Source organism: Cryobacterium glaciale, from assembly GCF_004402535.1.
Lineage (GTDB): Bacteria > Actinomycetota > Actinomycetes > Actinomycetales > Microbacteriaceae > Cryobacterium > Cryobacterium glaciale.
The window spans coordinates 34735-60165 of the sequence record NZ_SOEY01000020.1; the positions used below are offsets into that span (position 1 = coordinate 34735).

24 protein-coding genes and 2 tRNA genes are annotated in these 25431 nt (G+C 64.7%); 13 read left to right on the forward strand and 13 right to left on the reverse strand.

Annotated features, from left to right (window positions below; translation table 11 throughout):
- Positions 1-168: 168 nt before the first annotated feature.
- The 4 genes from rhaS to E3O06_RS10805 form a co-directional block, all read right to left on the reverse strand.
- A complete protein-coding gene (gene rhaS, locus E3O06_RS10790) occupies positions 169-1212 on the reverse strand; it encodes a rhamnose ABC transporter substrate-binding protein (protein WP_134503394.1) in 1044 nt (347 codons plus the stop codon).
- Between the two features lie 64 nt (positions 1213-1276).
- Complete coding sequence (locus E3O06_RS10795) at positions 1277-2332, reverse strand: ABC transporter permease (RefSeq protein WP_134503395.1); 1056 nt, start codon at positions 2330-2332, stop codon at positions 1277-1279.
- Positions 2325-3359: an ABC transporter permease gene (locus tag E3O06_RS10800; RefSeq protein ID WP_134503396.1), complete on the reverse strand. Its 1035-nt coding sequence runs from the start codon at positions 3357-3359 to the stop codon at positions 2325-2327. Before E3O06_RS10800 ends, E3O06_RS10795 begins: the two co-directional genes overlap by 8 nt.
- Positions 3356-4879, reverse strand: a complete 1524-nt coding sequence (locus E3O06_RS10805) for a sugar ABC transporter ATP-binding protein (protein ID WP_134503397.1) — start codon at positions 4877-4879, stop codon at positions 3356-3358. The genes E3O06_RS10800 and E3O06_RS10805 overlap by 4 nt, the downstream gene beginning before the upstream one ends.
- Positions 4880-5085: 206 nt before the next feature.
- Here E3O06_RS10805 and E3O06_RS10810 point away from each other — a divergent pair, with 206 nt between their 5' ends.
- Positions 5086-6099 carry a LacI family DNA-binding transcriptional regulator gene (locus tag E3O06_RS10810; RefSeq protein ID WP_241980085.1) on the forward strand — a complete coding sequence of 338 codons (1014 nt, stop codon included), beginning with the start codon at positions 5086-5088 and terminating at the stop codon, positions 6097-6099.
- A gap of 75 nt (positions 6100-6174) precedes the next feature.
- Here the strand turns inward: E3O06_RS10810 and E3O06_RS10815 are convergent, their stop codons facing one another.
- A complete protein-coding gene (locus E3O06_RS10815; RefSeq protein WP_166788177.1) occupies positions 6175-7515 on the reverse strand; it encodes an MFS transporter in 1341 nt (446 codons plus the stop codon).
- Positions 7512-8003 carry a MarR family winged helix-turn-helix transcriptional regulator gene (locus tag E3O06_RS10820; protein WP_134503400.1) on the reverse strand — a complete coding sequence of 164 codons (492 nt, stop codon included), beginning with the start codon at positions 8001-8003 and terminating at the stop codon, positions 7512-7514. Before E3O06_RS10820 ends, E3O06_RS10815 begins: the two co-directional genes overlap by 4 nt.
- A gap of 90 nt (positions 8004-8093) precedes the next feature.
- On the opposite strand from E3O06_RS10820, the gene E3O06_RS10825 reads away from it, so the two are divergent.
- Entirely contained in the window at positions 8094-8954 is an 861-nt protein-coding gene (locus tag E3O06_RS10825) for an alpha/beta fold hydrolase (RefSeq protein WP_134503401.1), read from the forward strand.
- Between the two features lie 9 nt (positions 8955-8963).
- A complete protein-coding gene (locus tag E3O06_RS10830) occupies positions 8964-10016 on the forward strand; it encodes a lipoate-protein ligase LplAB (protein WP_134503402.1) in 1053 nt (350 codons plus the stop codon).
- A gap of 133 nt (positions 10017-10149) precedes the next feature.
- Here the strand turns inward: E3O06_RS10830 and E3O06_RS10835 are convergent, their stop codons facing one another.
- Positions 10150-10488, reverse strand: a complete 339-nt coding sequence (locus E3O06_RS10835; RefSeq protein WP_241980087.1) for a GNAT family N-acetyltransferase — start codon at positions 10486-10488, stop codon at positions 10150-10152.
- Between the two features lie 49 nt (positions 10489-10537).
- Between E3O06_RS10835 and E3O06_RS10840 the strand changes: the two genes are divergently transcribed.
- The gene (locus E3O06_RS10840; protein WP_134503403.1) at positions 10538-11428 is read left to right on the forward strand and encodes a DNA-methyltransferase; all 891 of its coding nucleotides are present in this window, start codon (positions 10538-10540) and stop codon (positions 11426-11428) included.
- A gap of 123 nt (positions 11429-11551) precedes the next feature.
- On the opposite strand, the gene E3O06_RS10845 is transcribed toward E3O06_RS10840, so the two are convergent.
- On the reverse strand, positions 11552-12967 hold the full coding sequence (locus tag E3O06_RS10845) for a GH1 family beta-glucosidase (RefSeq protein ID WP_134503404.1): 1416 nt from the start codon (positions 12965-12967) through the stop codon (positions 11552-11554).
- A gap of 193 nt (positions 12968-13160) precedes the next feature.
- On the opposite strand from E3O06_RS10845, the gene E3O06_RS17575 reads away from it, so the two are divergent.
- Together E3O06_RS17575 and E3O06_RS10850 are read left to right on the forward strand one after the other, a co-directional pair.
- Positions 13161-13298: a hypothetical protein gene (locus E3O06_RS17575; RefSeq protein WP_166788178.1), complete on the forward strand. Its 138-nt coding sequence runs from the start codon at positions 13161-13163 to the stop codon at positions 13296-13298.
- 35 nt (positions 13299-13333) lie between these two features.
- Positions 13334-14053, forward strand: coding sequence for an amidase domain-containing protein (locus E3O06_RS10850; RefSeq protein ID WP_166788179.1), 720 nt, complete (start codon positions 13334-13336; stop codon positions 14051-14053).
- On the opposite strand, the gene pgm is transcribed toward E3O06_RS10850, so the two are convergent.
- Entirely contained in the window at positions 14050-15666 is a 1617-nt protein-coding gene (pgm, locus tag E3O06_RS10855; RefSeq protein WP_134503406.1) for a phosphoglucomutase (alpha-D-glucose-1,6-bisphosphate-dependent), read from the reverse strand. The two genes, E3O06_RS10850 and pgm, sit on opposite strands and share 4 nt — an antisense overlap.
- Before the next feature lie 35 nt (positions 15667-15701).
- Between pgm and pheA the strand changes: the two genes are divergently transcribed.
- On the forward strand, positions 15702-16673 hold the full coding sequence (pheA, locus tag E3O06_RS10860; protein WP_134503407.1) for a prephenate dehydratase: 972 nt from the start codon (positions 15702-15704) through the stop codon (positions 16671-16673).
- A gap of 30 nt (positions 16674-16703) precedes the next feature.
- Here pheA and E3O06_RS10865 read toward each other — a convergent pair whose 3' ends face one another.
- Positions 16704-17690, reverse strand: a complete 987-nt coding sequence (locus E3O06_RS10865) for a diacylglycerol/lipid kinase family protein (RefSeq protein ID WP_134503408.1) — start codon at positions 17688-17690, stop codon at positions 16704-16706.
- A gap of 63 nt (positions 17691-17753) precedes the next feature.
- Here E3O06_RS10865 and serS point away from each other — a divergent pair, with 63 nt between their 5' ends.
- From serS to E3O06_RS10890, 5 genes are all read left to right on the forward strand, one after another.
- The gene (serS, locus tag E3O06_RS10870) at positions 17754-19034 is read left to right on the forward strand and encodes a serine--tRNA ligase (RefSeq protein ID WP_134503409.1); all 1281 of its coding nucleotides are present in this window, start codon (positions 17754-17756) and stop codon (positions 19032-19034) included.
- Entirely contained in the window at positions 19031-19846 is an 816-nt protein-coding gene (locus E3O06_RS10875; RefSeq protein ID WP_241980089.1) for an HAD family hydrolase, read from the forward strand. Before serS ends, E3O06_RS10875 begins: the two co-directional genes overlap by 4 nt.
- 118 nt (positions 19847-19964) lie before the next feature.
- Positions 19965-20049, forward strand: a tRNA-Ser gene (locus E3O06_RS10880).
- Positions 20050-20134: 85 nt separating this feature from the next.
- On the forward strand, positions 20135-21418 hold the full coding sequence (locus tag E3O06_RS10885; protein WP_134503410.1) for an LCP family protein: 1284 nt from the start codon (positions 20135-20137) through the stop codon (positions 21416-21418).
- A 100-nt stretch (positions 21419-21518) separates the two neighbouring features.
- Positions 21519-21609, forward strand: a tRNA-Ser gene (locus E3O06_RS10890).
- A 135-nt stretch (positions 21610-21744) separates the two neighbouring features.
- On the opposite strand, the gene E3O06_RS10895 is transcribed toward E3O06_RS10890, so the two are convergent.
- Entirely contained in the window at positions 21745-22779 is a 1035-nt protein-coding gene (locus E3O06_RS10895; RefSeq protein WP_338144853.1) for a tyrosine-type recombinase/integrase, read from the reverse strand.
- 77 nt (positions 22780-22856) lie between these two features.
- Complete coding sequence (locus E3O06_RS10900) at positions 22857-23171, reverse strand: hypothetical protein (protein ID WP_134503411.1); 315 nt, start codon at positions 23169-23171, stop codon at positions 22857-22859.
- A gap of 233 nt (positions 23172-23404) precedes the next feature.
- Between E3O06_RS10900 and E3O06_RS10905 the strand changes: the two genes are divergently transcribed.
- Positions 23405-24523 carry a Fic family protein gene (locus E3O06_RS10905; protein WP_134503412.1) on the forward strand — a complete coding sequence of 373 codons (1119 nt, stop codon included), beginning with the start codon at positions 23405-23407 and terminating at the stop codon, positions 24521-24523.
- A gap of 99 nt (positions 24524-24622) precedes the next feature.
- On the opposite strand, the gene E3O06_RS10910 is transcribed toward E3O06_RS10905, so the two are convergent.
- Positions 24623-25336: a hypothetical protein gene (locus E3O06_RS10910; protein WP_134503413.1), complete on the reverse strand. Its 714-nt coding sequence runs from the start codon at positions 25334-25336 to the stop codon at positions 24623-24625.
- Positions 25337-25431: the final 95 nt, after the last annotated feature.

Consider the following 25431-nt stretch of genomic DNA (forward strand, 5'->3'; position numbering starts at 1 on the left):
GGTGAACGTGGCTGGACAAGAATGAATCGTTTCAATCATGCCGGGTGGGTTGAGAAAGTGCAAGGGTGGAATGCAAAGAGTGCGGCCGGATCGGGCATTGGGGCCCCGATCCGACCACTTCACAAACTGCAGGAAGTCGAAGTTCTGGTCGAGCTAGTCGGCGATGACCTAGAAGTCGAAGTCCGCGATGTTGTCCTTGTTGAACTCGTACGGGTCGCCGAGCAGAACGACGCCGTCGGCGCCGACCGTGTAGGTGCCGAGGTCGCCGGCTTCGAAGGTGTCGCTTTCGGCGCCGGTGATGTCACCCTCGATGAGCGCCTTCGCCGCGTAGGCCGCGAGGTAACCGAGGTCGGCCGGGTTCCACAGCGCGAACGCGGTGACGGTGCCGTCGGTGACATAGTCGCGCATCTGGTTCGGCGTACCCAGTCCGGTCAGTGCGACCTTGCCCTTGTACTCCGAGGTCTGCAGGTAACGGGCCGCTGCCGCGATGCCGACGGTGGTTGGCGAGACGATCCCCTTGAGGTTGGGGTGGGTCTGCAGCAGCGCCGCGGTCTTGTCGAACGAGGTCTGGTCGTCGTCGTCGCCGTAGACGGTCTCCACCACGGTGATGTTGGGGTGGTTGTCGGCGATATCGGACTTCATCAGTTCGATCCAGGCGTTCTGGTTCGTGGCGTTGGCCGAGGCCGACAGGATGGCGATCTCGCCCGCGTCACCAATCTGTTCGGCGATGAGGTCCACCTGCACCTTGGCGATTCCGGCGGAGTCGGCCTGGTTGATGAACACGTCGCGGTACTCAGTGTCGGTGTCCGAGTCGTAGGTGACGACCTTGACGCCGGCGTCCCGAGCCTCGTTGAGGGCCCCGCCGATCGCCTTCGGGTCATTCGCCGACACGACGATGGCTCCGACGCCCTGCTGGGTGAGCGTGTTGATGTAGCTGACCTGGGCGTCCGGGGTGGCTTCCGACGGGCCGACCTCGGCGTAGGTGCCGCCGAACTCGCCGATGGCCTTCTCGCCGCCCTTGTCCGAGGTATCGAAGTAGGCGTTGCCGAGGTTCTTCGGCAGGAACGTGATGGCGAGGTTGTCGCTGTCGCCGCCGTCCGTGCTGTCGCCGCCGCCTGAGGAGCAGCCGGTGGCTACCAGAGCAATGCTGACGGCAATCGCTGCGATTGCTCCGACGCGGGCCTTGCCCGAGCCTTTCTTGTGAAACAACATCGTTGTTCTTCCTTTCGTTGAAGTGAATCGATGTGATTGCATCGACGAGTCGTTCGTCCCTGGCTTACGCCGGGGGGGTGCCGGTATCGACTCGTCTGATTCTCCTGGGCTGGGAACGCTGTTTGTGCAGCCAGAACAGGAAGCTGGTGGACACCACCGAGAGCACGAGGAGCACTCCGGTGATGATGTTGATGACATCGGACGTGACATTGGCCAGACGCAGCGCGCTGCCGAGTACGCCGATGAGTAGAACGCCGGCGATGACGCCGTGCAGGGCGCCGCGACCGCCGAAGATCGAGACCCCGCCGAGCAACACTGCGGCGATGACCTGCAGCTCGAGGCCGGTGGCGTTGTCGCCGCGTGCGCTTCCGAAGCGCAGCGTGTAGTAGATGCCGGCAAACGCCGAAACTGCCCCGGCGACGACGAACAGGATGAACTTGGTGCGGTTCACGTTGACGCCGGAGAAGGTCGCTGCTTCGGAGCTCAAGCCGATGGCGAACACGCCCCGACCGAACGGGGTGAAGTGCAGCACGATCGCGAAGATGGCCAGCAAAATGAGGAACGGAATGGTGATGCTCGGAATCGGGGTACCCGGAATTTTCGACTTGGCCAGCGTGGTCCAGAACTCGTTGAAGTCGGTGACCGCCGTGGTGCCGAGCAGACCGACCGCGAGGCCGCGGTACAGGGCCAGGGTGCCGATCGTCACCGCGAGCGACGGCAGGCCGACGACAGTGACGAGAAACCCGTTGAGCGCGCCGCCGAGGGCTCCGGCGACGATCGCGATGAACGCGGCGGCCGGAATCGGCAGCCCGGCCTGGTGCAGGGTGCCGAGCAGCACGCTGCTGAGGCCGACGACGCTCGCCACCGAGAGGTCGATCTCCCCGGTGATGATGATCAGGGTCATCGGCAAGGCGATGAGCAGGATCGGTGCCACGTCGAGCAGGAGGTAGGTGATCGTGATGGGGTTGTCGAAGTTGCGTACCGAGAGCATGGCAACGACGATGACGACGGCGAGCAGCACGATGATGGCGCTCTCGCGGTTGACGAGCAGGCGGCGCCAGAGCGGCTGGCCGTAGTCGCGGTAGACGCGGGTCGGGGTGACGGTGGTGGTGTTAGTCATTGGAGTCGTCCCTCGATTCGAGAAGTTTGCGGGATTGTCGCAGGGCGAGCAAGCGGTCGAGCACGATCGCGCCGATGATCAGCGCACCGACGACGGCCCGCTGCCAGAAGTCCTGCACCCCGAGAATCGGGAGCGCCCGGTTGATGGTGAGCAACAACACCGCGCCGATCGCAGCGCCCCAGACCGTTCCGCTTCCACCGAAGATGGCCACGCCGCCGATGACCGCTGCCGCCACGGCGTCAAGTTCCAGCCCACTGCCGGCCTGCGAGTTGATGGTGCCGTACCGCGCGGCGTAGAGCACTCCGGCCAGCCCGGTGAGGGCGCCGCAGGCGATGAAGGCTACGAGGATGCGCTTGGTCACCTTGAGACCGTAGAGTTCAGCGGCCGCCGGCTCGGAGCCGATCGCATAGAACTCCCGGCCGCCCCGGGTATTGCGCATGTACCAGCCAGCGGCGATGAGCACGATGAGGGCGATGATGGTGAGCAGGGGAATGGAGAGGTACTCCGTTGTGCCCAGCGCCAGGAAGTTCTTGGGCATGTCCGAAGCGTTGATGCGGTCACTCCCGGCCCAGAGCACGTTCACGCCACGGTAGGCGTACAGCGTGCCGAGGGTGATCACGAGGGCCGGTACCTTGGCGAAGGCAACGAGGGCACCGTTGATCAGGCCGAGCACGGCGCCGAAGGCGATTCCCGCCAGGAACACCACGATGATCGGGATGCCGGGCACGTCGAGGAATAGCCGGCCGGTCAGGTAGGCGGTCAGTCCGAGAGTGGAACCGACCGACAGGTCGACGCTGCGGGTGATGATCACGATGGCCTGGCCCACGGCGACGAGGATCAGAATTGAGGGGGTGAGCAGCAGATCACGAAAACCGTCGGAGCTGAACAGAAAGTTCGGATTCTTGATGGTCGTCACGACGATCACGAGCAAGAGGGCGAGCAGAATGCTCGTCTCCCGGGCGCGAAGAAAGACTCCGAGGCCGTGCAGAACCACGTTCGGTGCGGGCTTGACGGTCAACGTGCTCACGAGTGGGTCTCCGATGCGTGGGTCGCGGCGTACATGACCGTCTCGGATGTCGCATCCGCTCGGCTGATTTCGGCGGTGATGCGACCTTCACGCATGACCAATACCCGGTCGGCCATGCCCAGCACTTCGGGAAGCTCCGACGAGATCATCAGAATGGCGAGGCCCTGGCCGGCCAGTTCGGAGAGCAGGCGGTGGACTTCGGCCTTGGTGCCCACATCGATGCCGCGGGTGGGTTCGTCAATAATGAGCACCCTCGGGTTGGTGGCGAGCCACTTGGCCAGCACGACCTTTTGCTGGTTGCCGCCGCTGAGGGTGCCGACGATGGCATCGAGGGCGTTGGTCTTCACCTCGAGGCGGCTGGCCCAGATGCGCGCGGCAGCGTTTTCGGCGGTCGACGTGAGCAGGCCGGACTGGACCAGGCTGCGCTGAATCGCCATGGTGGTGTTGCGTGCCACGGTGGAATCGACCACCAGGCCCTGTTTGCGGCGGTCCTCCGGCACCAGTGCAAGTCCGAGGTTCATGGCGGCGACCGGGTTGCGGCGCGGCACGCGCGTGCCGCTGATCGAGACGGAACCGCGATCGTAGCGGTCGATGCCGAACACCGCGCGGGCGACCTCGCTGCGGCCGGCGCCGACCAGTCCGGCCAGGCCGACGATCTCACCGGCCCGTACCGAGAAGCTGATGTCGTGGAACAGCCCGGCGACACTGAGGCCACTGACTTCGAGCACGACGTCTCCGATGGGTGCGACCGTCTTCGGAAACAGCTCGGTGACGTCGCGGCCGACCATACGGCGCACGATCTCGGCCACGCTGGTGTCTTCGATGCTGTCGGTCGAGATGTATTCGCCGTCGCGCATGACCGTGATCATGTCGCACAGGGCGAAGACCTCGTCGAAGCGGTGCGAGATGAACACGAGGGCGCGACCCTCGTCACGCAGGCTGCGGGCGACAGCGAACAGCCGCTCGACCTCGACGCCACTCAGGGCTGCTGTCGGCTCGTCCATGATGAGCACACGGGCATCAAGAGAAATGGCCTTGGCAATCTCGATGATCTGCTGGTCCGCGATCGAGAGCCCCTCGGCCGGTCGGTCAGGGTCGATGCGCACGGCGAGGCGACCGAAAAGTTCCTCGACCTCGGCCCGCATGGCCTTGCGATCGATGCGGCCGAACCGGTTCGTGGGCTGGCGGCCCATGAAGATGTTCTCCGTCACCGACAGGTCGGGAAACAGGGTGGGTTCCTGGTAGATCACGGCGATGCCGGAGGCCTTGGATTCCGCGGTCGACTTGAAGTTCACCGTTTCGCCGCGCAGCAGAAAATCGCCGGCGTCGCGCTGGTACAGACCGGCGATGATTTTGACGAGGGTGGACTTGCCCGCACCGTTCTCTCCGACCAGGGCGTGGATGGAGTTCAGCTGCACGGTGAGGTTCGCGTCCTGCAGCGCCACGACGGCGCCGAACGACTTGGCGACCCCGCGCAACTCGAGTGCGGCGGGTCCGGCTGTACCGGGACTAATCGACATTGATGGGCCTATTCGTAGTGCGACGAAGAATTGAATCGTTTTAATGAAGCGGTGTTCCAAAATATATGGCCGCGCGGGATCGGTGTCAAGCGCTACGCCATCACAGTTTTGAAACGTTCGTAGTAGCGTCGCGGGTGCGAGAGAATATCTTCTGTAACGGGGCCGACGTCGTGCCCACTGATTGGGATCCGGGGTAACAAATGGATGTGACGGTGAGCGTGCGCGATGTGGCCGCCCTGGCCCAGGTCTCTGTGGGGACGGTTTCCAACGTTATGAACCGGCCCGAAAAGGTCTCACCCGCCACCGTCGCCCGCGTGCAGTCGGCGATCGACCAGCTGGGTTTCGTGCGCAATGACGCCGCCCGGCAGCTGCGCGCCGGTCGCAGCCGGAGTCTCGGGCTCGTCGTGCTCGACGTGGCCAACCCGTTCTTCACCGACCTCGCTCGAGGTGCCGAGGATCGGGCGGCCGAAGCCGGACTCGCTGTTCTGCTCGGCAACACCGACGACAACCTGGCCCGGGAGGCCGCCTACCTCGATCTATTCGAAGAGCAGCGGGTGCACGGGGTGCTGATCTCCCCACTCGGAGACATCGGCGAGCGACTCACCCGATTGCGGGCCCGCGGGACGCCGACCGTGCTGGTCGACCGCCAAACGGAGGACCGGAGTTTCTCCTCGGTGGCGGTCGACGACGTTGCCGGTGGACGACTCGCGGCGCAGCACCTGCTGTCCATCGGACGAACGCGCCTCGCCTTCGTCGGCGGGCCGAGCAGCATTCGGCAGGTGGTCGACCGGCTGCAGGGGGCGCGCAATGCCGTCGCGGAGCATCCGCTCGCCTCGATCGAGGTCGTCGACACCGACGCACTGTCGGTACTGGCCGGTCGGGCCGCAGGCGAGCGCCTCCTGGAGCGTCCGCCGGGAGACCGGCCTGACGCCATTTTCGCCGCCAACGACCTGCTCGCCATCGGCGTTCTGCAGGCGCTCAATATGCGCGGCGACCTGCACGTGCCCCGCGAAATCGCCCTGATCGGCTACGACGACATCGCGTTTGCGGCCGCCGCCGTGGTGCCGCTGTCGTCGATCCGCCAGCCGAGCGTGCTGATCGGCTATACCGCCGTCGACCTGCTGCTGCGCGAGGCCGAGGGAGGCGCTGAGTTCGCGCACGAACAGATCGTGTTCCAGCCGGAGCTGGTCATTCGAGAGTCCACCGCCACCAAATTTTAGTGACCGGGCCCGGGCCCGGTCACTGGGCCCACGATAGAACATGGGCCCGCTTTCCGGGCCCGGGCCCGGAAAGCACTAGCGGGGCGCGGTGGCCTCGACGATCGCGATCTCGCGGGTGGCTGTCTCGCGATTGAGCGCGGCGGCTTCCTCGCGTCCGTCGCCGGCGTGCAGCACGCGCACCCGCGGTGCGGTGAACGGATGCAGCTGCACCCGCAGTCGGCGATACCGCACCATCCAGAACAGCACGACGGCTGCGGCCAGCACGCCCGAGATAGCGGCAAGGCCGAGCGCCCAACGGGGGCCGAAGGCATCCGCTACCCAGCCGACGAGCGGCGCGCCGAGGGGAGTGCCGCCCACGAAGATAGCCATGTACAGCGCCATCACGCGGCCCCGCATCTCGGGCCGGGTCGTGGTCTGCACGTAGGCGTTCGCCGTCGTCATGAGAGTGAGCGACGACAGACCGACCAAAACCAGAGATATGGCGAAACTGGCATACGTCGGCATGATGGCCGACAGTCCGCAGGCCAGACCGAACAGGGCAGCACCCAGCACCACGAGACGCATGCGGGCGCGGCTGCGTCGGGCGGCCAGGAGCGCGCCGACGACGGCGCCAATGGCCATGATCGAGCTGAGCAGGCCGAACTCTGCGGCCCCCCGGCCGAACTCGATCGTAGCCATGGTCGAGGTGAAGATGGCGAAGTTGAGGCCGAAAGTGCCGATCAGAAAGACCGCGATCATGACGACGACGATGTCGCTCCGGCCGCGTACGTAGCGGAAGCCCGCCAGGAGCTGCCCGCGCTCGCGGGAGACCGTCGGCTGGCGGCGCAGCTGGTGCGTGCGCAGCAGGGTCATCGCGAGGACCGTCGCCGCAAAGGTGACCGCGTTGATCATGAACACCCACCCCGCCCCGACGGCGACCGTGAGCAGTCCGGCAGCGGCCGGTCCGATCAGGCGTGCGCCGTGGAACGAGGCCGAGTTGAGGGCGACCGCGTTCGAGAGGTTGTCTTCAGCGACGAGCTCCGAGACGAAGGCCTGGCGGGCCGGCGCGTCGATCGCGGCGACGACGCCGAGCCCGAGTGCGAACAGGTAGACGTGCCAGAGCTGAGCCACCTCGAGCACGGTCAGAATGCCGAGGCCGAGGGCCAGCAGCCCCATCAGGGCCTGGGTGAGAATGAGCAGCTTGCGCCGGTTGAACCGGTCGGCGATCAGTCCGGACCAGGGCATGAGCACCAGCTGCGGACCGAGTTGCAGGGCCATCGTGAAGCCGACCGCCGTGGCGTCGTAGTCGGTGAGCTGGGTCAGCACGATCCAGTCCTGCGCGGTGCGCTGCATCCAGGTGCCGATGTTCGACACCAGGGCCCCGGCGAACCAGATGCGGTAATTAACGACGCTCAAGGAGCGGAACATGGCACTCAACTGTCGGCGAGCTCCTTCATGATCAGTGTCGCGTCGGCGAGAACCCGGTGTTGTTCGGGGCTCAGCTGCGCGACGCGCTGCACCAGCCAGGCATCTCGACGCTTGCGGGTTTCGGTCATCATGGCGGCGGCGGCATCCGTTGTGCTGAGCACGATCTTGCGGCCGTCGAGCGTGGAGTCGGTGCGGGTGACGAGTCCGGCATCGACGAGGCACTTCACGGTGCGGGTCATCGATGGCGGGGTGACCCGCTCGAACTCGCTGAGTTCGGTGAGCGTCAGCGGGCCGTGCACGTAGAGCACGCCGAGTGCCGAGAATTGGCCGCTGCCCAGCTCGTTTTCGGCCTTCTCCTGGCGCAGGCGACGGGCCAGGCGGCCATTGGCCAGTCGAAATTCGTGGCTGAGTTCGGCGGTGTTGTTCGCGGCGGTGGGCTGGCCGTCTTCAGTTAGCTGCGACTTGATGACACCGAGGGCTGCGGTCTTGGGGTGCATTCGCGATTCCATAGATACTTAGCATAGCAAATTAGCTATGCTAAGTACATTGATCTCAGTGACCCGCTCTAAACACGGCAGACTGACCTCGTGCCCACATATACGGATGCCTCTGGCCTGGTTGTCACCTATTACGTCTGGCCGGTCCCCGCGCCCCGAGCCGTGATCCAGATCGCGCACGGCGTCGGCGAGCACGCCCAGCGTTATGTGGCGTTCGCCGCCGACCTCAACCGGGCCGGCTACACGGTCTACGCCGACGACCACCTGGGTCACGGCCAGACCGGGCTGGCCCAGCACGGCGGCGACCACACCCGACTGGGCCGGCTCGGCGCGGGCGGGCTGCGCGCGGCCGTGGCCGGCGTGCATCAGTTGAGCGGCATCATCCGCTTGGCACACCCGAACCTGCCGCTCGTGCTGCTCGGACACAGCTGGGGATCATTCATGGTGCAGATGATCGTGAACGAGCAGGCCGCCGAGTACGACGCCGTCGTGCTCTCGGGCACCGCCTACCGCTGGCCCGGCTACCTCGACGGCGGTGACCTCAACCGCAAGCACCAGACGCTCGGCACGACCGGGGTCGAGTGGCTCAGTCGCGACCCGGCCGTAGCTGCGGCCTTCGTGGCCGACCCGCTGACCACGGCGACGCCGCTTGCGAAGCTGTTCGGCGTGCGTGAGGCCGCCCGACTGTTCGGCCGGCCAGCCAGAAACCTGCCAACGGACCTGGCGATGCTCGTGCTGGTCGGAGGTGACGACACCGTCGGCGGTGAACGCAGCGCGCTCAAACTGGTGAACGCCTACATCAAGCGTTCCGGGCTGCGTGACGTGCGTTTGATCGTGTATCCGGGTGCGCGGCACGAGGTTTTCAATGAGACCAACCGCTCCGAGGTGATCGGCGACCTCGTGGCCTGGCTCGACGAGCGCCTGCCGTTCAAGCCAGAGCCTACGCCGTAGGCTGAAACCATGCATGGTGAATATAAGGTTCCGGGCGGCAAACTCGTCGTCGTCGATCTCGATGTCGTCGACAATGTCATCACAGACTTTCGTCTGGCCGGAGATTTCTTCCTGGAACCCGACGATGCGCTCGAAGACATCAACGCCGCGGTGACCGGCCTGCCGGCAACGAGCGACGCGGCCACGATCGCCGCAGCCGTGCGTGGTGCGCTGCCCACCGGCGCGATTCTGCTCGGCTTCTCCCCGGAAGCGGTGGCCGTCGCGATTCGCCGGTCGCTCGCGCAGGCGAGCACCTGGCGCGACTACGACTGGCAGATCATCCACTCGCAGACGCCCGTCGCGCCCGTGCTGCAGATGGCTCTCGATGAGGTGCTCGCCACCGAGGTCGGCGAGGGACGCCGACAGCCCACCCTGCGCATCTGGGAGTGGAACGAACCTGCCGTCGTCATCGGCAGCTTCCAGTCGCTGAAGAACGAGGTCGACCCGGAGAACGCCGCCAAGTACGGCTTCACCGTGGTGCGGCGCATCAGCGGCGGCGGCGCCATGTTCATGGAGGCCGGCTCCGTCATCACCTATTCCATCTACGCTCCGACCGACCTCGTGCAGGGCATGAGTTTCGCGGACTCCTACGCGTTTCTCGACGAGTGGGTCATCACCGCGCTCAAATCCCTCGGTATCGACGCGCACTACCAGCCGCTCAATGACATCACGAGCCCGACCGGCAAGATCGGCGGGGCCGCGCAGAAACGTCTCGGCAGCGGCGCTGTGCTGCACCACGTCACCATGAGCTACGACATGGACGGCGAGAGAATGGTGCAGGTACTGCGCATCGGCCGCGAAAAGCTCAGCGACAAGGGCATCACGAGCGCCGCCAAACGGGTCGACCCGCTGCGCAGCCAGACCGGCCTGAGCCGCGCCGCCATCATTGACCGCATGAAGGAGACCTTCACCGGCCTCTACGGCGCCACCGCGGGTGACGTCACCGCCGAGGAATACGCCAAGGCCACCGAACTCGTCGCGAACAAGTTCAGCACCGAGGCCTGGCTGACCCGGGTTCCCTAGCAGAGCGGATGCTGCTGCGATCGGGTCTTGAGACGCTCGCAGAGCTTGCTCCTCGACCAGCGATTAGTCTCGTTGGTCGAGGAGCGCGCATGTTTTTCGCGCGCGTCTTGAGACCACAAGCGCGAACGTGGGGCTAGCGTCCCCGCGTCAGCAGGTCCTGGTATTCGGCGTGCCGGTCGATCCACCGCGCCACATAGGAGCAGTCCGGCACCACGGCAAGGTCGGTGCGCACCCGCACGTCGTCGAGCGCCTGCTCGACCAGGATGCTCGCCAGACCGTGGGCGCGCTGCGCCGGATCGACCTCGGTGTGTGTGAAATGCACGGCGGTCTTCGTCGTGATGTAATCGGCCAGGCCGACCGGTTGCTCGCCGAGCAACACCGTGTAGCGGCTCTGCTCGGGGTCGTGGCGCACCTCGAGCATGCCGGCTTCCGCCAGATCCTGCGAGTGGATGGTCGTCGATTCAGCAGTCATCCCGACAGACTAAGCCGAGAGGCGGCGCGCAGGCTGAAAGAATGGACAAATGCCTAACGCGTGGACACCGACCAGCCCGAGCCGTATCATCCACGCCAACAACCTCCGGGTGCTGCCGAGCCTGCCCGACGGTGCCTTCACCCTGATCTACCTCGACCCGCCGTTCAACACCGGCCGGTCGCAGAAACGGCAGAGCACCACCTCGGTGCGGTCGGTCGCCGTCGACGGTTCGCACGCGGCCGGCACGATCACCGGTTTCAAGGGGCAGCGCTACGAACGCATCAAGGGCGACCTGCTCGGCTACGACGACCAGTTCGAAGATTACTGGGCCTTTCTCGAGCCGCGCCTGATCGAGGCCTGGCGCCTGCTCGCCGACGACGGCACCCTCTACCTGCACCTCGACTACCGCGAAGCGCACTACGCCAAGGTGCTCCTCGATGCCCTCTTCGGCCGGGAGTGCTTTCTCAACGAGCTCATCTGGGCCTACGACTACGGCGCGAAATCCAAGAACAAGTGGCCGACCAAGCACGACACGATCCTGGTCTACGTGAAGAATCCCGCTCGGTATTACTTCGATTCGACCACCGTCGACCGCGAGCCGTACATGGCTCCCGGACTGGTCACGCCCGAAAAAGTCGCGAAGGGCAAACTGCCGACGGATGTCTGGTGGCACACGATCGTCTCTCCCACCGGCAAGGAGAAAACCGGCTACCCCACCCAAAAACCGATTGGAATCCTGCGCCGCATCATCCAGGCCTCCAGCCGGGAGGGCGACTGGGTGCTCGATTTCTTCGCCGGCAGCGGCACGACCGGAGCGGTCGCCGCCGCGCTCGGCCGTCGCTTCGTACTCATCGACCAGAACCCCGAGGCGCTCGCCGTGATGCGCGCCCGCTTCGAGCCGGTTGCCGATGTCGAATTTCTTGAATCGACCGAGAAGTAATGCGGTGGGCTCGCGGCCCTCGATAAAGATGGCGGCACCGCTACGTAGGAGTACCGCCATCGCTCAGGAGTGCCGCGAGAAGCGGATGCTGCCAAGCGGCGACATCCGCTTGGTCCGAGCGGCTCAGCCCGCGTGCGCGGCCCGAATGTGCGCGGCGTACATGCGCCCGCTGTCCTTCACCGTGCGCTCGAGGGTGTCGTAGTCGACCCGCACGATGCCGAAGCGTTTCTCGTAGCCGTACGACCATTCGAAGTTGTCGAGCAGCGACCAGACGAAGTACCCGCGCACGTCCGCGCCGGCCGCGATGGCCTCGCCCACCTTGTCGATGTGCGAGGCGATGTAGTCGGTGCGTTCGGGGTCGTGCACGCCGCCGTCGGCGCTCACCCGGTCGTCGTAGGCCGCGCCGTTCTCGGTGACATAGAGCGGCGGGAGCCGGTCGTACTCCTCGCCGAGCCGCACCAGCAGCAGGCGCAGCCCGTCGGGGTTGACCTCCCAGTCCATCGCAGTGCGCGGCAGTCCGCGGCTCGGAAAGGTGATGTACTCCGATCCGATCCACGGCGACCCGACCGAACGCGCAGCGCCGCCAGCGTGGGAGTCGCTGGCCGAGGCATCCGCATGCCCGCTCACGAGGTCGTCGTGGTAGTGGTTGACGCCGAGAAAATCGAGCGGGGCGCTGATGATCGCCAGGTCGTCAGAGTGGATGACCTCGGCCAGGCCGAACGGCTCCAGGTCGTGCAGGGTATCTTCCGGGTAGGCGCCGCGCAGCAGTGGGTCGAGAAAGATGCGGTTGGCGAGCGAGTCGAGCCGCCGGGCCGCCTCGATGTCGACCGGGTCGGCGGTATCGCGCGGCACGGCATTGGTGAGGTTGAGCGTGATCCCGAGGTGTTGGGCCCCATTCGAGCGCAGCGCGTTCACCGCGAGTCCGTGGGCGAGGTGCTGGTGATGCACCGCGGCGACCGCCGCCCGGCCATCCTTCCGGCCCGGCGCGTGCACGCCAGATCCGTAGCCGAGCAGCGAGGAGCAGAAGGGCTCGTTGAAGGTGGTCCAGTGGGTGACCCGATCGCCGAGCGCGGCGTAGACATCCGTTGCGTAGTCGACGAAACGGTAGGCGGTGTCGCGATCGGCCCAGCCGCCCTTGTCCTCGAGCGCCTGCGGCAGATCCCAGTGATACAGGGTGAGCCACGGCAGAATGCCGGCGGCGAGCAGTTCGTCGACCAGTCGGGAGTAGAAATCGAGCCCCGCCGGATTCACCGCGCGGTCGCCGGGGCGTACCCGGGCCCAGCTGGTGGAAAAGCGGTAGGAGTCGAGGCCGAGCGAGGCCATGATCGCCACGTCGGCGGGCATGCGATGGTAGTGATCCACGGCCGTTTCGAGGTCGTCGTCGCCCGCGATGGCACCCGGAACCCGCGCGAACGCGTCCCAGATCGAGTCTTCCTTGCCGCCCGCATGGCCGGCGCCCTCGATCTGCGCGGCGGCCGTCGCCGACCCCCAGAGAAATCCGGGCGGCCAGGTGAACGGTGTGGGTTCGATCTGCGACATGACACGACGGTACCCCGCGGCGGCGCATTCGACCAGTGCTTCGGACGTCCACCCGCGCCCCGGGTACGCACACGCGGATATCGCGCCGAATAGCGCCCGGAATCGAGCGCAACCGGCCCCGACAAACACGATCTCCGCAGTTGTGCACGCGGCATTCAGGACTTGCGATATTGGTCGCGGCTAAGCTCGAATCATGCTGCAGAATAACGAACCAACGGAGGCCGACCAGCGGCGCCTCCGACGTCGGTTTCTGATCGGCGTTCTCATCGTCGGAGTGCTGGTTGCCCTCGCGGCGATCGCGCTCTACCTGAGCGCAGCCATGAGCGTTTAATCAGTTCCTCCAAACGAAGTGAGTACATTGTGCAGTTGACCCGGTGGCAGCGACTCGGCCTGACCACGGCCGTCGGAGCCGTGCTCGCGGTCGGCGCGACCGCGCTCGTCGTGCAGGCCCTCGAGGGTTCCGCTGAATCAACGAACACCGGGCCGGCGAAGACCGCCCAGGTAACGGATGCCGCCACTCCCGCGGCAACGGATGACCCGGCGCGCGCCACCCCGACCGAACCGGCCGCTGCGGTAGAGGTCGAAGCGGCGCCGGTGCTGAGCGCTCCCGTCGCCGCGCAGGTGGACTACCTCCTCGCCCACTGGCCGCTGGAAAACTACAACTCGGCCGAGTGGGGTGTGCTCGGCGAGAATGACTGCGTCAACTTCGCCAGCCAGGCCATGATCGCGCGCGGCTGGACCATGGACAGCGTCTGGTCCAGCCCGAAGAACGGCAATGCCTACGATGCCTCGGCGGCCTGGCGCAGCTCGACCGCCTTCATGAAGTACATCGCGCAGGCCGGCAAGGCCACGGCGCTGACCGATCAGCAGCGCGACCAGGTGAAGGTCGGCGACATCGTGCAGTTCGACTGGGACAACACCGGCGACCGCGATCACACCGGCATCGTCACCAGGGTGGAGAAGGTCGGCGAGACCATCTCCATCTCCTTCGCCGGGCACACTTTGGATTCCGACTACCGCTCGGTCGACACGGCGATCACGGTGGATCACCCGGGCGGCACTGCCTACTACTGGAGTGTTCCCTAGGCGATCGCGGCGTCGACGATGGCCTTGGCTTCGAGCTGAACCTGGGCCAGGTGGATTGGTCCGAGGAAGGACTCGGCGTAGATCTTGTAGACGTCTTCGGTGCCGCTCGGCCGGGCTGCGAACCAGGCGTTCTCCGTGGTGACCTTGACGCCGCCGATGGCAGCTCCGTTGCCGGGGGCCACACTGAAGGCACCGGTGATCTTCTCGCCGGCGAGTTCGGTGGCGGTGATCATTGAGCCGTCGAGCTTGGCCAGCGCGGCCTTCTGGGCGGGCGTGGCCGCGGCATCCACTCTCGCATACGAGGGTGCGCCGAAGTGCTCGGCCAACTCGGCGTAGCGCTGCGAAGGGGTCTTGCCGGTGACGGCGAGAATCTCGGAGGCGAGCAGCGCGAGCAGAATGCCATCCTTATCGGTGGTCCAGACCGTGCCGTCGAAGCGCACGAAGCTTGCGCCGGCGCTCTCTTCGCCGCCGAAAGCCACCGAACCGTCGATCAGGCCGGGCACGAACCACTTGAAGCCCACCGGCACCTCCCACAGGTCGCGGCCGAGAAAGCCGGTGACCCGGTCGATCATCGTCGACGAGACCAGGGTCTTGCCCACGGCGGCGTCGGGCTTCCAGCCTTCGCGGTGGCTGTAGAGGTAGTCGATGGCGACGGCCAGAAAATGGTTCGGGTTCATCAGCCCGCCGTCGGGCGTGACGATGCCGTGCCGGTCAGCATCCGCGTCGTTGCCGGTGAGGATGTCGTACTCGTCTTTGTGAGCGACAACGGATGCCATCACCGAGGCACTCGACGGATCCATGCGGATCTTCTCGTCCCAGTCCAGGGTCATGAATCGCCAGGTCGGGTCGACCTTCGGGTTGACCACGACGAGGTCGATCTCGTAGCGGTCGCGGATGGCGCCCCAGTAGCCGACGCTCGCGCCGCCGAGCGGGTCGGCGCCGATGCGGATTCCGCTGGTGCGGATGGCCTGCATGTCGATGATGTTCTCGAGGTCGTTGACGTAGTTGCCGCGAAAGTCGTAGGTCTCGACGGCGCTCGGCTCGCTCATCAGTACACCGTCGAGGCCATTGGCGATGAGCTCGTTGGCCCGATTGGCGATCCACGAGGTGGCGTCGCTGTCGGCCGGACCGCCGTGCGGCGGGTTGTACTTGAAACCGCCGTCCATCGGCGGGTTGTGGCTCGGCGTGACGACGATGCCGTCGGCGAGGTCGCCGTGCTCGGCGCGGTTGTAGGCAAGGATCGCGTGCGACAGCGAGGGGGTGGGCACGTAGTCATCGAATTCGTCCACGAGCACGCGCACACCGTTGGCGACGAGCACCTCGAGGGCGGTCGTGTAGGCCGGGCCGCTCAGGGCGTGCGGATCCGTGCCGATGAAGAGCGGGCCGGTGATGCCCTGGCCGGCTCGGTATTCCACGATCGCCTGCGTCGTCGCACTGATGTGATCCTCGTTGAACGCGGTGTTCAGCGAACTGCCTCGATGTCCGGAGGTGCCGAAGACGACCCGCTGGGCCGGCACTGCGACATCCGGTTTCAAGTCGTAATAGGCCTTGACCAGCCCCTCAACGTCGATCAGGTCAGATTCCAGGGCTCGGGTGCCCGCACGTTCACTCATGAGCACAGTCTGGCACCACCAGTAGGCTGTGAGCCATGCCCGACTCGCCGAATCCGCTGTCCCTGACAAAAACGCAGACCCAGACCTACAGCTATCTCGGCCCGGCCGGCACGTTTACCGAAGCGGCGCTTGCGCAGGTGCCCGAGGCACGCGACCAGGTCTGGCGTCCGGTCAACAACGTGGGCGAGGCTTTCGCCGACGTGATCTCCGGCCGCAGCATCGCGGCGATGATCGCCATTGAGAACTCGGTCGACGGAGGCGTCACCGCCACGCAGGATGCCCTCGCGAGCGTTCCGAACCTGCGCATCATCGGCGAATACCTCGTGCCGGTGAATTTTGTGCTCGTCGCCCGCCCCGGCACCACGCTGGCCGACGTGCGGGTCGTCAACGCGCATCCGGTCGCCTACGGCCAGTGCCGCAACTGGCTCGAGAAGACGCTGCCGAGCCACGAACACCTTCCCTCGTCGAGCAACGTCGCCGCGGCATCCGCTCTTCTGGACAACACGCAAGCGGATGCCGCGATCGCCCCGCCCGGCATCGACAAGCACCACGACCTCGTCGTCCTCGCGTCGAATATCGGCGACAACCCGAACGCGGTCACCCGGTTCGTGCTCGTCGGCCGCGGCAACGAGCTCACCGCTCCGACCGGCGCCGACAAGACCAGCCTGATCATCGAACTGCCGAGTGACCGTTCCGGTGCCCTGCTCGAGATGCTCGAGCAATTCGCCACTCGGGGCGTGAACCTCAGTCTCATTCAGTCCCGACCGATCGGTGATTCCCTCGGACGGTACCGCTTCGTCGTCGACGCCGACGGGCACATTCTTGACGAGCGGGTCGCCGATGCGCTGCTCGGACTTCGCCGGTTCAGCCCGAAGGTGATCTTTCTCGGATCCTATCCGCGGGCCGACAAACGCCCGATCGAATTCACCTCACGCTACGACGACGGCATCTTCATCGAAGCCCGCGACTGGTTGCGTGGCCTGGTCGGCGGGGAACCGGCCGAGTAGGTACAGCGGCGGGGAACCGGCCGAATAGACCTATTCGTTCGGTACGCGCACGATGAGCGCACCAGCGTCGGCGTGCAACTTCACCTTGCGGACCAGCCCGAATTCGTCGCCGTCGAGCTCGAAATCCTGGGCGTGCTCGAGCACAATGCGAATATCCGCGCCGCGCAGGGTCGTCATCACCCGTTCATTCGACGATTCCGTCGCCTGGATCATGCGCCGGCCCACCGCTGAGCGACGCAGCACGCCGTTCTCCCAGGTCACCCGCCGCCAGATGGTCAGCCAGCCGAGCACGCCCTTGGGCTGCAGTACGGCGATGTCGAGAATGCCGTCGTCGAGGCGAGCGTCGGGCAGAAACTGCAGGTTGCCCGGAAGCAGCCCGCAGTTGGCGATCAGAATGGCGCTCACCTGCGCTGGCCGGTCGACGCGCCCCTCAACGCTGTAGCGGATGCGAAATGGCCGGGCTTTCGGCAGCGCCCGCGCCACCCCGTCGACGTAGGCGAGCCAGCCCACCTGCTTCTTCAGGTCATCGCGGGTGTGGGCGATCATCTGCGCGTCGAGGCCGAGACCGGCCATGACCAGGAAGACGTGTTCCTCGACCGCGCCGGCCTCGGTGGTGACGCTCGCCACACCGAGATCGATGGGCTTGTCGACCCCGCTGAACGCGATCGCGGTCGCCGCATCGATGCTGCCGAGCGGCAGTTCGAGGTTGCGAGCCAGCAGGTTGCCGGTGCCCGACGGCACGATCGCCATGCGCACGCCGGAGTCACGCAGGGCTTCAGCGACGGCGCGAACCGTGCCATCGCCACCGGCCGACAGCACCATCGAGGCGCCGGCATCAAGCGCCTGCCTGGTGGCGGCCTGGCCGACGTCGTCGACGCTCGTTTCGAACCAGTGCGTTTCGGCCCAGCGTGCGGATTGTGCGGCCGCAGCCACGCTCGCCCGCAGCTTAGCGAGATCGACCTTCACCGGGTTGTAGACGACGGCGGCGTGCTGGTTACGGCTTTCGGAGGCGGTCACGAGGCCTAGGCTACTGGGTTGCCCTCGCGATTGCCCCACGGCAGGCGCTTGTAGACTGGCCGGGTGATTGATCCGGTGCTGTTACGCGAAAACCCTGACCTCTTCAAGCGTTCGCAGGAGGCCCGTGGCGACTCCGTTGAAGCGGTGGATGCCGCGCTCGCCGCCGATGCGACACGACGCGCTTCTATTACGGCGTTCGAAGACCTGCGCGCCACGCAGAACCTGTTCGGCAAGACGGTGGCCCAGGCCTCGCCCGAGCAGAAGAAGGCCCTCGTCGCCGAGGCGCGCGGCCTCGCCGCCGAGGTCAAGGCCGCCGGCGCCGTGGCCGCTGAGGCGGAGGAACGCTTCACGAAGATCGTCAAGTCCATCGCCAACCCCATCATCGACGGCGTTCCGGCCGGTGCCGAGGAAAACTTCGCGACCCTGCGTACCCACGGTGACGCCCCGGTCTTCGACTTTGAGCCGCGCGACCACCTCGAACTCGGCGAACTGCTTGGAGCCATCGACATGGCCCGCGGCGCCAAGGTCTCTGGCACGCGCTTCTACTTCCTGAAGGGCATCGGCGCCCGCCTCGAAATCGCCCTCATGAACATGGCGCTTGACCGTGCGCTCGACGCCGGCTTCGTGCCGCTCATCACCCCCACCCTGGTGCGTCCAGAGATCATGGACGGCACCGGCTTCCTCGGCGAACACAACGACGAGGTCTACTACCTGCCCGCCGACGACCTCTACCTCACCGGCACGAGCGAGGTCGCGCTCGCCGGGTATCACAAAGACGAGATCCTCGACCTGTCCGAGGAACCCCTGCGCTACGCCGGCTGGTCCACCTGCTACCGCCGCGAGGCCGGCTCGGGCGGAAAAGACACCCGCGGCATTATTCGCGTGCACCAGTTCAACAAGCTTGAGATGTTCACCTACGTGCTGCCCGAGAACGCCGAGGCCGAGCATGACCGACTCGTCGCCCTGCAGGAGGGCATGCTGCAGTCCCTCGGACTCAGCTACCGCGTGATCGACGTCGCGGCCGGAGACCTCGGCTCCAGCGCCGCCCGCAAGTTCGACATCGAGGCCTGGGTGCCCACCCAGAACGCCTTCCGTGAGCTCACCAGCACGAGCAACTGCACCACCTACCAGGCGCGCCGGCTGGACATCCGCTATCGCACCGAATCGGGCAAGACCGCGCCGGTCGCCACCCTCAACGGCACGCTCGCGACCACGCGATGGCTCGTCGCCATGCTCGAAACACACCAGCAAGCGGATGGCTCGGTGCGCGTCCCCGAGGCCCTCCGGCCTTATCTCGGCGGCCTTGAGGTGTTGACGCCGCTCCCGGTGAAGGGAACGAAGTGAAGACTGTCGTCACAACGGAGCCGTGGCTTGTTGCCCTCGATATCGACGGCACGACCATGCACGAAGACGGCTCGATCAGCCAGGCCGTGATCGATGAGGTCGCCCGCCTCGCCGCAGCCGGCCACGAGGTCATGCTCGCCACTGGCCGCTCGGCCGCAGCGGCCCTGCCGGTGCTCGACCGACTCGGTATCGCACCGCGCTACGTGGTTTGCTCCAACGGAGCCATCACGATGCACCGCGACGCCTCAGCGCCGATGGGCTACCGCCGGGAATGGGTCGAGACCTTCGACCCGCGTGACGTGCTCACATCGATTCGCGCGCACCTCGGCTCCGCTCGGTTCGCGGTCGAAGATGAGCACGGCTTCTACCGCTACACCGAACCGATCCCCGATGCCACGATCGGCATGGACAGCGAACGGGTCGACTTCGATGAACTGCTCAAGCACAAGGCCACCCGGGTGGTCGTCATCTCGCCCGACCACGATATGGAAGATTTTCTCCAGGTCGTCGAGCGCATGGGCCTGAACCGGGTGAGCTACGCCATCGGGTGGACCGCCTGGCTCGACATCGCCCCCGACGGCGTCAACAAGTCAACCGCGATGGAGCGGGTGCGCGTGGCGATGGGTGTGCCGCGCGAGCGGGTGATGGCCGTCGGTGATGGGCGCAACGACATCGACATGCTGCAATGGGCCGCCGAATTCGGTCGCGGTGTGGCCATGGGAGAGTCGCCCGACGACGTTCTCGCCGCCGGATCGGAGCTCACCGGAACCGTGGAAGTCGACGGCCTCGCCATGGTTCTGCGCACGCTCTGACTGGCATCCAGCCGTTTATCAGACCCCTCTGTCAGCCTGTGGGGTCTGCCATCGGCTAGAATCGGGCCAGTTCGCCCAATTCTTCTCCGCAGCATTTCGTGTGGAGCATGGGCAACCGGGAGGGCTGTCCGAGCGGCCGATGGAGCCAGTCTTGAAAACTGGTGGGCAGAAATGTCTCGTGGGTTCGAATCCCACGCCCTCCGCAGCACCAGTGCAAGTGAAGAACACCGGCGCACAATGACTGTCGCCTCAGGCTGACCAGGCCGACTACCCGATGAGAGGACATGAGTGAGCGACCAACTTCGCCCCCGCAGTGCCGGTTCCAGGAACCTCAAAACCATTGCCCGGCATGGCCGACTGAAGAAGTCGAACGCTGCCGTCGCCGTGGCGAAGTTTCTTGCTGGCAGTGTGGCCGTCGTTCTGGTCAGCGGTTTCTCCGTCGGTGCCATCGCCACCTATGACGTCGCCGCGAGCGTGCAGCCCAGTGTGCACCTCGCCAATGAGACTGATGGGCCGGTGCCCTCGATCGGCGCCATCGACGGCGGCGTGAACATGCTCATCGTCGGCAGTGACAGCAGAGTCGGCCAGGACGCGGCGTTCGGTCCGGAGGACTCCACCGGTGACCTCAACGACGTGACGATGCTGCTGCACATCTCCGAAGACCACAGCAACGCCTCGGTCATCAGCTTTCCCCGGGACATGTTCGTCTCCATCCCCTCCTGCCCCGACCCCGATGGTGGCTCGTTCAGCGCGATGAGCAGCCAGAAGATCAACACCACGCTCACCTACGGTGGGCTCGCCTGCACCGTGCTGACCGTCGAGAAGGCCACCGGCCTGTCCATCCCCTTCGCAGCCGAGGTGCAGTTCAGCGGCGTCATGGCTATGTCCTCCGCCGTCGGCGGTGTGCCGGTTTGCGTCGCAGAGCGCATCGAAGATGAATACACCGGAACGTTTCTCGACCCGGGTGAGCACGAGCTCTCCGGGTACGACGCGCTCCAGTTTCTGCGCACCCGCCACGGCGTCGGCGACGGCAGCGACCTGACCCGCATCAACAACCAGCAGCTGTTCATGTCATCGCTGGTGCGCACGATCAAGAGTGCTGACACCCTCTCGGACCCGACCAAGGTGTACGCCCTGGCCAAGGCGGTCACCGCCAACATGCGCCTCTCCGACAGCCTCAACAGCGTGACCACCCTCGCGTCGATCGCCATTGCTCTGAAAGACATCGACCTCGACCAGGTCGTGTTCGCGCAGGTACCCACCGGCACCACGGCCGGCGGCGTGAAGGCCATTCAACCCGCCTTCGACAACCTGTTCGAGGCCGTCGCTGCCGATCAGCCGCTCTCGCTGAGTGGAACAACGGGCAGCGGTACGGTCGCTGACCCGAATGCTCCCGTTGACGCCGCTCCCGCGCCGGCCGCGACCACGGATCCCGCCGCGACCGATGTTCCGGCCGTGACCGAGGCGCCGGTGGCTACGGAGGCCCCGGGAGTCGTCCTGTCGGAGTCGGTGACCGGCCAGACCGCCGGCGACTACACCTGCACGGCCGGCCGAACCCTGAAGGACCAGTAGCCGGGCGAGGACATCCGCTCTGACCGAGATCTTCATGGTCAGAGCGGATGCCCGCGGTACGGCTAAGATGGACGAGTGTGTTTGCGCAAGCAGATGCCAAGGAGACGTCGCATAGTTCGGCTTAGTGCACCACCCTGCTAAGGTGGAGTACCCTTTACGGGGTACCGTGGGTTCAAATCCCACCGTCTCCGCAGCCAATCGAACCCCTGAATCCCTTATAAACACTGGGACTCAGGGGCTTTCCTTTGCCCCAAAATCGGCGGTTGCCCACATTTTGCCCACAATTGAAATAGCTGCGGCCTTATCGAGGCGATGTGCAACGGCGTCTAGTCGTCATCGAAGAGGTCTGCATAGACGTCGAGAGTCATCGCGGCGGAGGCATGTCCGAGCATTCTCTGGACGGCTTTGACGTTCGCGCCGGAGGAAATTGCCAGCGACGCGGCCGTGTGACGGAGGTCGTGCATCGTCATGGGAGGAAGCCCGGTTGTGGTCAATGCGGTCTTAAACCACGACCGCGAACCTGTGCTCACTCGGGTGCGCTTCATGTGGAATCCAAATGAATCAGAGAACACCAGATCGTCTGGCGACTTACCCGCTATCGGCTGCTTCAGCGACCCAACGAGAAATTGAGGAAAGGCGACTGAGCGCCTCTTGTGGGATTTTGGCGTGCCAACTTCGATGTGGTTGCCGACCTCCACCGCGTTCACGCTGACCGAAATGCGGTGCTTGTTGAAATCAATATCTCGCACACGCAATCCGGCGGCCTCGCCCCAACGCAGCCCGGTGTAGCAGAACACGAGCACAAGCGTTCTATGGTCGCCTGAATTTTCAGCTAAACGGATTGCCTCGTCATGGCTGAGGTAGCGATGTTCCTTTTTGGGTTTGCGGGGGAGATTCACGCCACGGGCTGGATTTGAGGAGAGCCGCCGGTCACGCACGGCAAAGTCGAGAATTGATGCGAGGACTCCGAAGGCGCGCAGCACGGTTGTGGCGCCCTTCGCGGACGTCAGATCTGAAATCCAAGTTTGGACTGCACCGTGGGTTATATCTCCAACGGCGACTTTGCCCCACCGAGGTTTCACGTACAGACGCCAAGCGATTTCCACGGGTCTGAGTGAACTGGGTTTGAGGTGAGTCTGGGATGCCAGCCAGTCTGCACCCAAAGTATCGATCGGAATTTTCGAAGCACCCGCCTTGATGTACTCCCCGCGTACTATCGAGACTTCGACCGAGGCAGCGAATATCTCAGCGTCTCGTTTGGTGCGAAACCCCCGCTTATCGGTCTGGGTTTTGTCCGGGCGTCGATATCGCACGCGGTAGCGTCGGCCAGCAGATGTTTCGTAGGCGGTAATGCTTCCCATGACCTCACCTCGTGATCTTCAGTGATCGTGATTTTGGTCTCACTCTCCTCGCACCCACCGACACTTCGGAGGCGCGCCTAGTTCGTCCAGCCGTCGAGGTCCCAGCCCGCTGAGGTGAGGTAGGACGTGAGCTGAGCGATGCGCCGGCTGGACTCGGCGAGGCGTTCCTCGGTGGTGTCCCATTCCTGGGCCGTGGCGATCTCGCCGGCTGCGGCGTCCAGGGTTCGTTCGATCGCGAGGTTGGCGGTCAGGCGTTTTCGTTCCCGGATCTGCGCGTGTAGTTCGCGCATGGCTTGCAGTTGGGTGCGTTCGGTGCGTTCGTCGTTGGTGCTCCACCGGTAGGCGCCGTGCTCGGCGCCGGAGATCCAGGAATCGAACTCGACGACCGTCATGCCGTCAAAGCTGGGCGGCGTTCTGCTGTTTCTGGCTCTGATGGCAGTCGTCAATGCTGTGCGGAATCTTCGGAAGCAGGGGGCTCGAGGGTCACGCTGATCCGGAGCGAGATCCATTCGCCGTCGAAAATGCGCCGTGTGAACATGCCAAGTAGATTTACACGTGCCGTCAACGTTTAAAATTTCGGCCTGTTTTTTTACACGTTTAGCGAATGTGCGCCTAGAGTTTGCATATGACGTGGATTGCCGGCAAGCCCTATAACGACTTGCCAGCCCTGCCGCCGGCGGTCGACCTAGAATCCAAGAAGGTCTTAAAGGCGACGATCCAAGCACGCACAGCTCTTGCTTCACTCGATCAGGCGTCTAGGCGGATTCCCAACCCGACGGTCCTCATCAACACGATTCCGCTGTTGGAAGCGCAGGCAAGCTCCGAAATTGAGAACATCGTCACGACGGCCGATGACCTCTTCAAATTTGCCCAGGACGAGTCGAGTGCGACCAGCTCGGAAACCAAAGAGACTCTGCGCTACAGGACTGCTCTGTTCAGCGGAATTGAGAGCATGCGAGCCCGGCCGTTGTCGGTCACCACGGCGATTGAGGTGTGCTCCATCATTCACTCACGCGAAATGATCATCCGCAACCTGCCCGGCACGTTCATTGGAAACCCCGTAACCAAGAAGGCCATCTATACCCCGCCCGCAGGGGAGCGACTGCTGCGAGACAAGCTGTTCAATTGGGAACAGTTCATCCATGCCGGGAACGATCTCGACCCGCTGGTCACGCTCGCCGTCGCCCACTATCAGTTCGAAGCAATTCACCCCTTTGCTGATGGCAACGGCCGCACAGGTCGCATCCTCAATATTCTGCTTCTCATGCAGGCGGGGCTGCTCTACCACCCGGTCCTCTACCTGTCGCGGTACATCATCGAGAACAAGGCCGACTACTACCGGCTCCTGCTGGCGGTCACCGAATCGGGTGCCTGGGAGGAATGGATTCTGTTCATTCTGGAGGGAATTCGACAGACATCCCTGTCGACCGTCCAGAAGATCGACGCAATCCATGAACTCGAAGCGGCGACCCAGGAGGTCATCCGCGCGGTCACCACTGGAGGCGCCAACGCGGACCTGCTCTCCGTCCTGTTCGAACAGCCGTACTGTCGCATTACGAGCGTCATGACGCGGTGCAAGGTGTCCCGACCGACGGCGACGGGATGGCTCAATTCGCTCGTGCAAGCGGGAACCTTGATCGACGTCAGGGTCGGGCGTGAGCGGCTTTTTGTAAACACCGACTTCTTCGACTTGCTCGTGCGACCGGATGCTCCCACGCCTAGCGATGAGCCGACACTCTTCTAGAGCAAGACGATTCGAAATGTTGAAACGCGGCCCCGGAGCGTGGCAACATTTTGGCAACATTTGAATGAAATTGCTCCCACCGTCTCCGCACAGAGGAGTTTACGTAATTCCGGCGATTAGTTTACGAAATTCCTGCGGCAACAAAAAACCGGCGATCGCATCGCCGGTTTTGTGCGTTAAACTGCTGATTCTGAGAGTGCTCGCCCCGAGAAACGCTGCGAGCTCACTTTGAATGAACGTCAAAATCTTTCGGATATTGACTGAGACGAGTGCGAGTGTCACGGCCAGCGACGCAAAGGTATTGCCGCGGGCGCGCCGCTTCATGGGGGAGTCGATGTCTTCGGTCGCGGAGTCCTTGATGAACGCGTTCTGCGATTCGACGGTGTTGCGCAGGGCGTAGAAACCCTTCCACACTGGACTTTTGTGGGGGTAGGCCTGACCGTACTTCAGGGCTTTGTCCTTGGCGGGATCTTTCCCGGCGGGTATCACGACGGTCTTCTTGCGGATGGGCTCGATGAGTTCACCGGTCTTGTGGTCGAAGGCCAAACCGTCGTAGTTCTTAGGGTCAGGGTAGAGATATTGGCGTGAGCCGTCGGGCCGTCGCTTGCCCTTGGGCTTGGCGCGGTACTTCTCACGCTCGGCGATCCTCTGGTCTCGCAGCTCTTTGGCTTCACGCACGGGGTTTGAGTCGCTGGAGAGGATGGCGTCGTCTTCGGGCGTTTCCTCGTCAACCGGCACGCCGGTGTCGGCAGCCTTCCGGTCCTTTCGGTACAGGTCGAGGGCGTGGATAAGGTCTTGCGGCATGTATTTCATATACCACTGTGGCGAGTAGCGCTTGTAGGTAGCGCTTGTCCGGACTGTCCTGTCTCAGCGCATCGTGGACACTCGATCTCATGACATCGTGGACA